General features: G+C 42.1%; 13 protein-coding genes. 4 read left to right on the forward strand and 9 right to left on the reverse strand.

Going from position 1 to position 13,343, the window contains the following annotated elements:
* Window positions 1-6: 6 nt before the first annotated feature.
* Window positions 7-2,778, forward strand: a complete 2,772-nt coding sequence (locus tag HPS56_RS12145) for a M6 family metalloprotease domain-containing protein (protein ID WP_172277056.1) — start codon at window positions 7-9, stop codon at window positions 2,776-2,778.
* A gap of 150 nt (window positions 2,779-2,928) precedes the next feature.
* Here HPS56_RS12145 and lptB read toward each other — a convergent pair whose 3' ends face one another.
* Window positions 2,929-3,738, reverse strand: coding sequence for an LPS export ABC transporter ATP-binding protein (lptB, locus tag HPS56_RS12150; RefSeq protein ID WP_253952470.1), 810 nt, complete (start codon window positions 3,736-3,738; stop codon window positions 2,929-2,931).
* Window positions 3,739-4,022: 284 nt separating this feature from the next.
* Here lptB and HPS56_RS12155 point away from each other — a divergent pair, with 284 nt between their 5' ends.
* Window positions 4,023-4,769, forward strand: coding sequence for an MlaE family ABC transporter permease (locus HPS56_RS12155; RefSeq protein ID WP_172277062.1), 747 nt, complete (start codon window positions 4,023-4,025; stop codon window positions 4,767-4,769).
* A 24-nt stretch (window positions 4,770-4,793) separates the two neighbouring features.
* A complete protein-coding gene (locus HPS56_RS12160) occupies window positions 4,794-5,558 on the forward strand; it encodes an ABC transporter ATP-binding protein (RefSeq protein WP_172277065.1) in 765 nt (254 codons plus the stop codon).
* Window positions 5,559-5,662: 104 nt separating this feature from the next.
* Here the strand turns inward: HPS56_RS12160 and HPS56_RS12165 are convergent, their stop codons facing one another.
* From HPS56_RS12165 to HPS56_RS12200, 8 genes are all read right to left on the reverse strand, one after another.
* Window positions 5,663-6,142, reverse strand: coding sequence for a hypothetical protein (locus HPS56_RS12165; protein WP_172277068.1), 480 nt, complete (start codon window positions 6,140-6,142; stop codon window positions 5,663-5,665).
* A 512-nt stretch (window positions 6,143-6,654) separates the two neighbouring features.
* Window positions 6,655-7,050 carry a hypothetical protein gene (locus tag HPS56_RS12170; protein WP_172277071.1) on the reverse strand — a complete coding sequence of 132 codons (396 nt, stop codon included), beginning with the start codon at window positions 7,048-7,050 and terminating at the stop codon, window positions 6,655-6,657.
* Window positions 7,047-8,360, reverse strand: a complete 1,314-nt coding sequence (der, locus tag HPS56_RS12175) for a ribosome biogenesis GTPase Der (RefSeq protein ID WP_172277074.1) — start codon at window positions 8,358-8,360, stop codon at window positions 7,047-7,049. Before der ends, HPS56_RS12170 begins: the two co-directional genes overlap by 4 nt.
* 134 nt (window positions 8,361-8,494) lie before the next feature.
* The gene (gene era / locus HPS56_RS12180) at window positions 8,495-9,376 is read right to left on the reverse strand and encodes a GTPase Era (protein WP_172277077.1); all 882 of its coding nucleotides are present in this window, start codon (window positions 9,374-9,376) and stop codon (window positions 8,495-8,497) included.
* Between the two features lie 186 nt (window positions 9,377-9,562).
* Window positions 9,563-10,582 carry a beta-ketoacyl-ACP synthase III gene (locus HPS56_RS12185; protein WP_172277080.1) on the reverse strand — a complete coding sequence of 340 codons (1,020 nt, stop codon included), beginning with the start codon at window positions 10,580-10,582 and terminating at the stop codon, window positions 9,563-9,565.
* Entirely contained in the window at window positions 10,582-10,770 is a 189-nt protein-coding gene (gene rpmF / locus HPS56_RS12190) for a 50S ribosomal protein L32 (protein ID WP_094381446.1), read from the reverse strand. Before rpmF ends, HPS56_RS12185 begins: the two co-directional genes overlap by 1 nt.
* 12 nt (window positions 10,771-10,782) lie before the next feature.
* Window positions 10,783-11,310 carry a YceD family protein gene (locus HPS56_RS12195; protein WP_172277083.1) on the reverse strand — a complete coding sequence of 176 codons (528 nt, stop codon included), beginning with the start codon at window positions 11,308-11,310 and terminating at the stop codon, window positions 10,783-10,785.
* A gap of 164 nt (window positions 11,311-11,474) precedes the next feature.
* Complete coding sequence (locus tag HPS56_RS12200; RefSeq protein WP_172277086.1) at window positions 11,475-12,635, reverse strand: sensor histidine kinase; 1,161 nt, start codon at window positions 12,633-12,635, stop codon at window positions 11,475-11,477.
* An 80-nt stretch (window positions 12,636-12,715) separates the two neighbouring features.
* Between HPS56_RS12200 and HPS56_RS12205 the strand changes: the two genes are divergently transcribed.
* A complete protein-coding gene (locus HPS56_RS12205) occupies window positions 12,716-12,856 on the forward strand; it encodes a hypothetical protein (RefSeq protein WP_172277089.1) in 141 nt (46 codons plus the stop codon).
* Window positions 12,857-13,343 lie beyond the last annotated feature (487 nt).

The following is a 13,343-nucleotide window of genomic DNA, read 5'->3' on the forward strand; positions in this document are numbered from 1 at the left end:
TAGTTAATGAAACTTAGGAATTTTCTATTAAACATGCTAACGGCCGTCTGCATACCGCAGGCAGCCGTTGCTGTTCCTGCCTTTCCGTATCCGATAAAGGTGCGGCAGGCTGACGGGACTTTCATCACGATAAGACTTAAAGGTGACGAACGGGGACATCTCGCGTTTACAACCGACGGCTATCCTCTATACCAGAACCCTACAACAGGCAATTATGAATATGCGGCACTGGAAAATGGCAGGATAACCGGCAGTGGCATCATTGCCGCGGACGCTCAGAAACGCAATACCGCTGCAAAATCATTCCTACGCTCACAGAATGCGGACAAGATTATGAATGCGGCCATGGAAAACCGCAAATCCACGATCGCAAGGAAAGGGGCATACCCGGGAAAAGGCAAGACAAGCACTAATAACAAAAACAGTGCAAGCAGGATAAGGATATCCGACATTCCGACAACAGGCGACAAGCCGTCATTGGTGATACTTCTTGAATTCAATGACGTAAGTTTCACAAGGACGGGCAACAATCCCAAACAATTCTTCTGTGACATGTTGAACAAAGAAGGATACACCAACGGGAATGGAGCAAACGGAAGTGCGGCTGATTTCTACAAATACTCGTCAAACGGATTATACAGACCGTCATTCGATGTATACGGGCCGGTAAAACTATCCGGAAACCAAGCCTACTACGGAAGTCCTGACGACAATGAAAGCGACAATATCAAACACCTTATGGAGGGATTCTCCGAGGCCTGTAAGAAGCTTGACGGAGAAATAGACTTTTCGAAATACGATACGGACAATGACGGATATGTAGACAACATATATTTCTTCTATGCCGGAAAAGGCGAGGCGGACGGTGGAGGAACAAACACCATCTGGCCGCACTCGGCACTAATGGAGGAACTGACCGACATTCCACTGATACTTGACGGGGTGCATATCAGCCGCTATGCCACAAGTCAGGAGATTGACGGCTCACGACCTCAATACCCCGTGGGGATAGGAACATTTGTGCACGAATTCGGACATGTGCTTGGATTGCCCGACCTTTACGATATATTTTACGGTGCATTTACATTCACTCCTGGAACATGGGACACAATGGACAGCGGATCTTACAACAATAACGGGAACACACCTCCCGCATTCTCAGCATACGAACGCTTTGCTCTCGGATGGCAGGAACCCATAGAACTGAGCTCAAACATTTCCGAACCGTTCACTGAGCTTCCCGAACTGAATAAAAGCAAGAAAGCTTACAGAATATCTGTGAACGGAAAAGAAAATGAATATTTCATTTTGGAAAACAGACAGCAGAAAGAATGGGATGAATACATTCCCTGGCATGGAATGCTAATGTGGCACATAGACGAAGACCAGCAGGTATGGAATGAGAACACGGTAAACATACAGGCAAGCCATCAGAGGGTGGATATAGTAGAGGCGGACAACAAGCGCACGGAAAACAGCATATCCGGTGACCCGTTTCCGGGAACCTCAAACATAACGGAATGGACAATGACGGCATGGAACGAGACAGAACCGCTCGGTATTGACGGCATAAGCGAGGAAAACGACACGATAAGGTTTATGGTAAGTGGTCTGAACTACAGGATTACGCCCCCGCAACTAAAGATATCGGAAGTGAAGGACAGCAGTATCACAATAAGATGGCACAAAGATATAATCGCACATAAGTATATAATGAATGCGTATATCGTAAAGAACGGTGAAAGAACACCGCTCAATGAATACAGCAATGTTGTATTATACAATGATGAAGAATACACTTTGGACCGCCTTCTGCCTGACACCGAATATATCATAACCTTATCTGCAGAAAGAGGCTCATACTCTTCCGAAGATGCAAGTTTATCGGCACGTACGGAAAAGCTTGCGTTCGAAAAGCGCATTGTGGAAAACCTTATAGTAAAAAACACCGGCAACAACAGTTTCACCGCCGGCTGGGACATCGTGGACCACGCGGACAGTTATGAAGTGACACTCAGCCTGCTAAGCATTGACGAGAATAATACTACGGAAATGGGATATGACTTCACAGACAAAGACGGAGGAATGCCGGATTCATGGAAATACAAGGGAGGAACATACGCGTCTGTAGCCAATTATTACGGACAGGCCGCACCGTCACTGCGTTTCAACCAAAACGGAAGCTACATTACATTTGCCTACCCTGATACAAAAATTTCCGCACTGAGATTCTGGACACATCATACCACCTCATTTAAAGGAGCGATTCATATTGAAAGATATGCAAACGGAGAATGGAGCAATGTCAAGTCCTTATCATCGGATGAACTTCCAAACAACGCACAAATATTGGAAAGTACATTTGACAAATCCGATTCCATAAGAATACGCTTCGAACGCAATGCAGGAACTATATATATAGATGACATTATGCTCGGATGCCATCCTTTCATCCACACTCCATTACCGGAATATAATGAAAGAAACATCGGCAACGTTCTTGAATACACATTCAACGGACTTGACATGAAAAACTCATACAGTCTGGTTGTAAGGGCAAGAAGCGGGAACAGCCTCAGCATAGCCTCGAACCCGTTGACAGTGGGAGGAGGCGTCAGCGGCCCTGACGGCATTGAGCCTATAACTACAGGGAACAACGCTCCGATGGAAATATTCACCATCTCCGGCAGTAAAGTATCTTCAACAGGAAACATGCCTGACGGCATATATATAATACGTAAGGGAAATACCGTTAAAAAGGTTCTGAAAAAAGAATGACCGCCCACAACGGTAAAGTAATTCGCTATTGCAAAGTAAAGCCACACGGATACCGGTTTAATGCGTCTATCCAAGTGGCTTTACTCTTTTTCCATAAGGTCCAATAGGGTCGGGAAATGATGAAAAGTTGAACGAATTCACATTATTAATCTAAAAACTCTTTTCCTCCGCCTCCTTGGCTTTTCTTTCCTCCTCCAACATGAAGAAGTCCTTTTTACGCAATACGAAGCTATTCGTAAGATACTTCTCACGCACAATCTTGTTTTCGGAAAGCTCTTCCGGAGTACCATGGAAAAGTATCTTTCCCTCAAAAAGAAGATATGCACGGTCTGTGATACAAAGCGTATCCTCAACATTGTGGTCGGTAATGAGAATTCCGATGTTACGGTATTTAAGCTTCCACACAATATGCTGAATATCTTCAACAGCAATAGGGTCTACACCTGCAAAAGGCTCATCAAGCATGATGAACTTGGGGTCGATGGCAAGGCAGCGCGCTATCTCTGTACGCCGCCGCTCTCCTCCGGACAGCTGGTCGCCCTTATTCTTACGTACTTTCTGAAGTCGGAACTCATTGAGCAACGTTTCCAGTTTATCCAACCGTTCAGCACGCGTCAGACCGGTCATCTCCAAAACAGCCATTATGTTGTCTTCAACACTAAGCTTACGGAACACGCTCGCTTCCTGAGCCAAATAACCGATACCGACACGGGCACGTTTATAAACCGGATCCTTGGTTATGTCGACACCGCCAAGGGTTATTTTTCCACCGTTAGGCACAACAAGTCCTGTCGTCATATAAAAAGACGTTGTCTTTCCTGCACCGTTAGGCCCAAGCAACCCGACTATCTCTCCCTGCCTGACTGTAAACGACACATCATTGACAACCGTACGCTTGCCATACCGCTTCACGAGATTATCCGCACAGAGCACAGCCCCGTCATCACCCGTTATCGGCATTGCAAAAGGAACACCGTCACAGATTTCCTGATTATTCTTATGCACACTATCGCTCATATCATAAACATTTATCCGACAGCATCATATCACTTCAACAATACACGATGTGCCGTCGGTACAATCGAAATGCAAAAATACTAAATTTGCCGCTCAATATCGTACATATTCTTAAAAACTATTATCAATGTTATAGTTTTTAATGGATTTTGCCGTATCTTTGCATAAAGATTAGAATACATCACAGATATTATACATGATGTAGCAACAACAAAAAAACAACGACAATGCTGATAGAAAAATCTCTGAACACTCTCGGACGTTATCTCATTCTGATGGGACATACATTCCAGAAGCCTGAACGCATGAGAATGTTTTTCAAGGAGTACATAAAGGAAATGGCACAGCTTGGGGTCAACTCGATTGGTATAGTGCTTCTCATATCATTCTTCATAGGAGCGGTGATATGCATACAGATGAAACTGAACATCCAAAGCCCGTGGATGCCACGATGGGTAACAGGATACACAACCCGTGAAATTATGCTTTTGGAATTCTCCTCATCCATAATGTGCCTGATTCTTGCAGGAAAAGTGGGTTCGAACATTGCATCGGAAATAGGAACAATGAGAGTCACACAGCAGATTGACGCCTTAGATATAATGGGAGTAAACTCGGCCTGCTACCTTATACTACCCAAGATTCTCGGATTAATCACCATTATGCCTTTCCTCGTGATATTTTCATCCGCTACCGGAATTCTCGGAGCATACGCCACGGCATACATCGGACAGGTGCTGTCTCCGGAAGATCTCACACTCGGACTCCAGCATCAGTTTAACGCATGGTTTGTATGGATGAGTATAATAAAAAGCACATTCTTCGCGTTTATAATCGCCAGCGTGCCTTCATACTATGGATACACGGTAGAGGGAGGCTCCGTTAATGTCGGAAAAGCCAGCACAGACGCTGTGGTAAGCAGCAGTGTACTGATTCTGTGCTCAGACGTGTTTCTGACGCAGTTGCTAAGTTAAATTTTCAACAAACCGGAACATATCATGATTGAAATAAAGAATCTTTGTAAATCTTTTGGCGACAAGGACGTTCTCAAAGATATAAGCACCGTATTTGAAAGCGGAAAGACAAATCTTATAATAGGCCAAAGCGGTTCGGGAAAGACCGTACTGGTAAAGAATCTCGTGGGACTTCTGACTCCTACAAGCGGCCATGTGCTCTATGACGGGCGCGATTTTGTCAACATGGAGAAAAAAGAACAGATCATGCTTCGAAGGGAAATGGGAATGATCTTTCAAAGTGCAGCATTGTTCGACTCTCTCACTGTACTGGAAAACGTAATGTTCCCGCTCGACATGTTCTCGTCCATGAATCTTACAGACCGAATAAAAAGGGCACGTTTCTGCCTTGACCGCGTGAATCTCGTGGATGCAGAAAAGAAATATCCCGCCGAAATTTCCGGAGGCATGCAAAAGCGCGTGGCAATAGCGAGAGCCATAGCACTAAACCCCAAATACCTGTTCTGCGATGAGCCAAACTCAGGTCTCGACCCAAAGACGTCACTTGTCATAGATGCCTTGCTTCACAGTATCACACATGAATTCAATATCACAACTATCATCAACACTCACGACATGAACTCTGTAATGGGTATAGGTGAAAACATTATTTTCATCTATGAAGGAAAAAAAGAATGGCAGGGCATAAGTGCCGACATAATGAACAGTACTAATGAAAGACTTACAGACTTTATATTTGCAAGCGACCTGCTGAAAAAAATGCGGGCAGCGGTAAAGGGGAAAGAATAATGCCTGTTAAAAGTGCTGCAACACCATATTTGCAGCACCCTCAACAGGCATGACGGGTACTTACGATATCATCATTTATCTAAATAATAACGCTTATCAATAAGTTATTTAACACGCTCAAGCACCGTCTTACTACAAATATAAAATGGACCATCCGCACGTTCAAATAACAGTGTCATCCTATCACCTGTAAAATCCTTTATCAGAAACGGAATCCACTCCGGCTCATCATCTTCTTCTTCATCATCAGAACCTACTAATTCATAAAGAATTCCTTTATTCAGTTTCCATAAAACATTATTGACTTCTCCGGTGACAGATTGAGAAACCAAAACTCCTTCCTGCTTATTGCCTGTCTGGGTAATGGTCATAAAAGATCCTACCTCTTCATCTATATACTCTTCCACTACTTTTCCATTTATTCTTTCACATTCATAAGAACTGAGGCAACGCCAGGTTCCCACAATGTCGGATGCCGTACAAATAACATTACCACTATCATCTTCATCATCAGAACATCCTGTAAAAATCAAAGGCAAAGATACCAGAACAGACACTATAATAAAACTAAAATACTTTCTCATTTCTTTATTTTTTTAATTTATCTTTATCATTAATTATTTTATACAGTCCATACCATAAAAAACAGACAACAAAAAAGCGCGGACTGTTACTTTGTCTGTTTTCTTGAGGTATCGCCAAACACCATAAACATTCAAACAAGTAAAAGCCCACGCCATAGGCGTGAGCATCAACTTTTACTCTTGAATGTTTCTTTCTTTTTTGGCGATTTTCAAGAAAACAAGAATAAAGCTAACGCTTCTTTATCTTATGTCTTTATAACTGTTATGCTACATAGGCGATATGTTTTTAGTTTTAATTATTCAAAGGTAATAAAAAACAAAAAAAACAGCAAACTCCGTTGAATACCGTCCCTTATAGTTTAAACAAGATTAACAATTGTGCGACACTATGGAAAAATTACCTTTCCATCTTCAACTTCCACACGAACAACATACCAAAAACATACAACAGCCTTACAAAATTCATGAATTTTGTAAGGCTGTTGTTGTAAACATACGAAAAGACGGCTTTATCATTTCATTCTCCACACACCGTCACGTTCCACCATCGGTACGACAACCTCTTCCTTCACACTGTCACCGAAGCAAAGCAAAAGAAATACGTTCGTGTATCCGGCAACAGAGTCTGTCTGACTTCTTAATACACGTACCTCACCTATACCATTGTGAATAGCTTTCTGTGATACAACGAATTGTTTTACATTTACAAGCAACTGCTCACGATAATTTTCAGGAATACTGTCTGTTCCATCAAGTCCGGAAAGATATTCAGAGTAATTCCCTGAAAAAAGATGTTCATAATAAATCTTTGCCGCTTTTGCCGCAAGCTCTTCCGGAGAGGTTTCTTCCTTGCATGAAACGGCAAAAACGGCAAAGATTATACATAGTATTTGAAACAAACGCATCATTTCTGACGTATGAATATGTTTATAGGCGTACCTGAAAGATTCCAATTCTCCCGTATCTTGTTCTCAAGAAAACGACGATACGGTTCCTTTATATACTGCGGAAGATTCGCATAGAACACAAATGACGGAATCTGAGTGTTCGGCAACTGCGAACAGTACTTTATCTTTATGTACTTTCCCTTGATTGATGGTGGCGGATATGCCTCTATAAGTGGCAACATCACCTCATTGAGCTTGGTGGTGCCAATCTTTGCCTTACGATGCAAATACACATCCTTGGCTGTTTCAAGAACCTTGAATATACGCTGCTTGGTGACTGCCGATGCAAAAATGATCGGGAAATCCACAAACGGAGCCATACGGCTACGGATGGCATTCTCAAACGTGTCTATGACCTTCTGGTCTTTGTTCTCTACCAAATCCCACTTATTCACCACCACTACAAGGCTTTTATTATTCTTCTGAATCAACTGGAATATATTCATATCCTGAGCCTCAATACCCCTGGTGGCATCAATCATCAGTATGCATACGTCACTGTTCTCTATTGCACGTATCGAACGCATGACACTATAGAACTCCAGATCCTCCGTCACTTTATTCTTCTTGCGTATACCGGCAGTATCTACAAGGTAGAAATCAAATCCAAATTTATCGTAACGCGTATATATGCTGTCACGGGTTGTACCGGCAATCTCTGTCACGATATTACGGTCTTCACCTATAAAAGCATTTACAATACTGCTCTTTCCTGCATTCGGACGTCCTACGATAGCAAAACGCGGTATACCGTCTTCAGTGACATCCGAGACGTCTGTCTTCAATTTTTTTACCACAATATCAAGCAGGTCACCCGTACCGCTTCCCGTTGCCGCACTGATACATATAGGCTCGCCAAGTCCCAAGGAATAGAATTCAGCGGCATAATATTGCTGCTCGTTATTATCCGTCTTGTTTGCAACAAGAATAACCGGAAGTTTTGAACGGCGGAGAATCTCTGCTACATCGGCATCAAGATCTGTCACACCGTTATTCACGTCCACAAGAAACAAAACGACATCAGCCTCTTCCGTGGCAATAATCACCTGCTTACGTATCTCCTCTTCGAAAATATCATCCGAATTCACAACCCATCCGCCTGTATCGACCACGGAAAACTCTCTGCCACACCATTCACACTTGCCATACTGGCGGTCACGGGTGGTACCGGCCTCATCACTGACAATAGCATGGCGCGAGTTGGTCAGCCTGTTGAAAAGTGTAGACTTGCCCACATTGGGGCGTCCTACTATTGCTACTAAATTTGCCATAAATATATTTATATTAATAAGGAATAAAGAAAAATACCATATTCCTAAACCGATGTTTTTATTAATTCAATTATAAAACTCTATTAAATGTCTTCACGAAAAAGATTTCTCTGCTTCCTCCTGTCCGGTAAACATCACACCAGATTATATCCGAAACTGTCAAGTTCTTCCTTTGAATTTCTCCAATCCTTATCCACCTTTACAAACACTTCCAAATAGACATTCTTACCGAAAAATTTCTCCAGAGACTTACGGCTCTCTGTGCTGACCTTCTTTAAGGCATAGCCCTGATGCCCTATTATAATACCCTTCTGTGAATCGCGTTCAACATAGATTACAGCATTGATATGTATACGGCTATCCGATTCCTTAAAGCTTTCAACCCTGACTTCTACGGAATAAGGTATTTCCTTGTCATAATAAAGAAGTATTTTCTCACGTATAATCTCACTTACAAAGAAACGGGCCGGCTTATCAGTAAACTGGTCTTTCTCAAAATAAGGAGGACTGTCCGGCAACAGTTCATATATACGCTTAAGTAATATATCAACTCCAAACTTATTCTTTGCGGAAATAGGAAGAATCTCGGCATTTGGGAGTAATGCATGCCATTTGTCGACAATATCACCAAGTTTCGACTGCTCGCTCTGATCTATCTTGTTTATCAACAGCAATACAGGCACAGGCATACGCACAACTTTATCAAGAAAGTCCTTGTTCTTCTCCGGATTCTCCACGACATCAGTCACATACAACAGAACATCCGCATCTTGAAGTGCAGACTCAGAGAATGCAAGCATGGACTCCTGCAATTTATAATTAGGCTTAAGCACCCCCGGGGTATCCGAAAATACAATCTGCATATCCGGAGTATTAACAATCCCCATTATACGATGCCTTGTAGTCTGTGCCTTGAATGTCGCAATACTAATCCTTTCACCGACAAGTTGATTCATCAGTGTTGACTTACCCACATTGGGATTGCCAACAATATTTACAAATCCTGCTTTATGCATGATAAAAATGTATATTCGCTTACAAAATTATAGTTTTTTTTTGACATACCCAATAATAACTTTAGTTTTTTACAGACAAAGAAAGCATCTATGCTGAACAAATACAACAAAACTACAAGGGACATACTTTCATTAAGAAAGCATGTCCCTTGAGTTTATAAGATATTAATATCTATTACAAATCGGCTATTTTACAGCAGAAGCCTCTGCTCCGTCATAAGCCCACTTATAATAAGATGCGCCATGTACAAAACCAGCACCAAAAGCTGTGAAAATAAGGTTGTCACCCTTCTTCAAATTCTTCTCATTATCCCACAAAGCCAATGGTATGGTCGCAGCACTGGTATTACCATAATGCTCTATATTAACCATAACATTCTCCATAGGCAAGTCAAGACGCTTGGCAACAGCCTCTATAATACGCATGTTTGCCTGATGAGGCACCACATACGCAATATTGGTCTTGTCAAGATTATTGCGTTCTGCTATCAGGGCGCAATCGTCACTCATATTTGTTACCGCATAACGGAACACAGTACGGCCTTCCTGAAACAGATAATGCAGACGGTGGTCAACAGAAAAATGCGATGCCGGACAAACAGAACCTCCTGCCTTAGTATGCAGGAAAGGAAGACCCTTTCCGTCTGTACGGAAATAAGAATCCATAACACCTATATTCTGTTCTGTCGTTGCCTCAAGAAGTACAGCTGCCGCACCGTCACCAAAAAGCGCGCAAGTGCTGCGGTCTTTATAATCAACCACAGATGACATCTTATCGGCACCTATAACGATAATTTTTTTATGCCGACCGCTCTGAATCATATTTGCAGCTACATCAAGAGCATACAAAAAACCACAACAAGCACCCCACAAGTCAAACGCAAAAGCATTACGCAGACCAAGTTTGCCAAGAACAATCGATGCTGTTGAGGGAAATTGATAATCAGCGGTAGAAGTAGAAAGAATGAGGGCGTCAATCGTATCAGGATCAACCCCTGTCTTACGCAAAAGTTGCTTGGCTGCCTTACGCGCCATATATGACGTACCGAGACCTTCTTCTGTAAGTATACGGCGTTCCTTGATACCCACACGCGTCATAATCCACTCGTCGTTGGTATCAACCATTCTCGACAACTCCTCATTATTAAGGACGTAATCGGGAACGTAACCTCCTATACCGGTGATTACCGCGTTAATTCTTTCCATTATTCAGCTGTCTCTTCCTTTACAATAGCGACCTTACCTCTATAATAACCGCAGGTAGGGCATACAGTGTGATAGATGTAGTAAGCGCCGCAGTTCGGGCATACTGCCAATGTAGGAGCTACAGCCTTGTCATGAGTTCTTCTTTTAAGTGTACGAGTCTTTGACTGTCTTCTTTTAGGATGTGCCATTTTTTTTAATCTTTAAATATTATTCTTTAATTTTTCCAATCCACTCCATCGCGGATCTACAGGTTTATCATCCCCATCACTACTTCGGGTAGATGAATGCTCTTCAAGCATTTTAATCATAGCAACATTGCATTTACCAGGGGCATGAACGTGCTTGAGGGGGAGGCTTAAATCTATAAATTCGTAGATGAACCATGCGACGTCCAAAATTCCTTCATCTTCTGCAACGGTCACAAGGTCATCATCCTCTGAGTATTCCTCACCATATTTCGCCATTAGCCTGTTATCGCTTTCTATGGCCTGCGTCATATCATCAAGGCAACGGTCACATTGAACAATGACCTCACCTTCTATATGGAAGTTTAATTCAAAATAACGCTCTGCTGTCTTATGTATAGCAAGACTCACGACCACAGTGCCCTTCCTAACGTCAGGAGCATCTATAGCCGCAAAAAAACTGCTGTCGAGACTATATGTAAATAATGTCTCACCATCATTCAGCCGCTTTAAGTCTATTTTTAAGTCGTCTAAACTAAACATAGCACAATCTTCGGGCTGCAAAGGTACTTATATTTTTTGACATACACACATTTTTTAATGGAAAAAACCGCCATAGAGACGCTTTTTACTATATTTTAGCAGATAACAAAAAGAAGATTTCCCGATACAGTATTTCATTACAAAAGTATTTCCTTTCAATATAGTCATAACTTCTTTAACTCTATGCGAAAAGTTGTACCTATACCGACTTCCGATGATTTCACAAATATTCTTCCCTTATGATATTCCTCCACAATACGGTGGGCCAAAGAAAGTCCAAGTCCCCAGCCACGTTTCTTTGTCGTGAATCCAGGAGTAAACACATTCTTAATATCTTTCTTTTTTATCCCCTTACCAGTATCGGTAACTTCTATTATGGCCTTTTGCGGTGTCTCTTCAACATTAAATGTAATAACCCCTTCTCCTTCCATTGCATCGACTGCATTCTTACACAAATTCTCTATCACCCACTCAAAAAGTTGCTGACTTATACATACAGTAATATCTCCATCGGCAAAATTCTTAACCATCATGACTTTCTTTGAAGTACGGCGGTCCATATAATCAATCACATGGTCAAGAACTTCATTAAGGCTGGTTGGAACAGGTTCAGGCAAAGAACCTATCTTTGAAAAACGGTCAGCAATAAGCTGAAGCCGTTTCACGTCTTTATCCATTTCCGGAATAAGCCCGTCGTCAGGATAACTTTCCTTCAATATCTCTGTCCATGCCATCAAACTTGAAATAGGTGTCCCTAACTGATGAGCAGTCTCCTTTGACAGTCCGACCCAAACCTTATTCTGCTCTGCCCTCTTAGACGAAAGCAATGCAAATATAGCCACAACAACGAATATTAACACTATGCCTAACTGTATATAAGGATAATAGGCAAGACGTTTCAGCATTATAGAATCATCATAGCATACCAGTTGATAGTCTGAACCGTCTGAAATATCAATCTTTATAAACTGACCGGACTTATAATAACTATTCCCCAACTTTGCAACATACTTCACAGAATCATCTGAATTTGAAGCATCAATGGAAATATTACGATAGTCCATCACATTACCATTTTTATCCAATACAATTACAGGAATAGTATTATTACCCTGAATCACACTTAAAACAAGAGACAAGTCTGTATTTTCATCGGCATTATTCAGAGCATGCAACGCCTGAGCCCACACCTTCATATTATTCTGCTCTTCTTTAGACATGTCATTAACGAGCAAGTGGGATGTAAACAAAGATATTATTGCTATGACGAAAGCTGCCACAACCAACAATATCTTTACCTGTCTGATTCTATCTGTCCATTGCATAAATAATAAACGAAAAAAAACATTTATTATTGTACCACATCACTTATCTCAAACAACATGAAAAGCATGAAAAAATACGCATGAAAAAAAATACAAACCATAAGGTTCCCGCATTCCCTCCCAACGCCCAAAGTAGACACGTGCCAAACAACCTCTCCGACTCCCTTTCGGAGAGAGAAAGGATGGGTATGTGGAACATTCCGAATCTGCAATGGGTATAATATACATCATGGTTTGTATAATATGTGCCATCATTCATTGAAGGAGCGGAGAAATCCCCACATGAGCATCCAACAAGTAGGGACGTGCCTTTGGCACGTGTCAGACGGCAATATCCCTTAATGAGCAAGCTATATTTGTAGCATACATTACACCGGACACATCGCGAAGCGATGTCCCTACATGGGGATGTATCCACCGGCAATACGGGAATTCTCCCCACGGCAATACGTATATTCCCACACGATACCCGCCACAATATCATATCTCCACTGATTTGCTACTGAGCCAAAAAACGGCACTGCCGAAGGGCACAGCAGGCAGGGACATACAGACACAAAAAACGGCACTGCAGCAGAATGGGACACACAGACACAAAAAAAATCCCCGGACACTTCATTAGTGTCCGGGGATTAAAATAAAGAAGGCGGCCTCCTACTCTCCCGCATTGCAGTGCAGTACCATCGGCGCAGACGGGCTTAACTTCTC

It is taken from the genome of Xylanibacter muris, assembly GCF_013166605.1.
Taxonomy (GTDB): domain Bacteria; phylum Bacteroidota; class Bacteroidia; order Bacteroidales; family Bacteroidaceae; genus Prevotella; species Prevotella muris.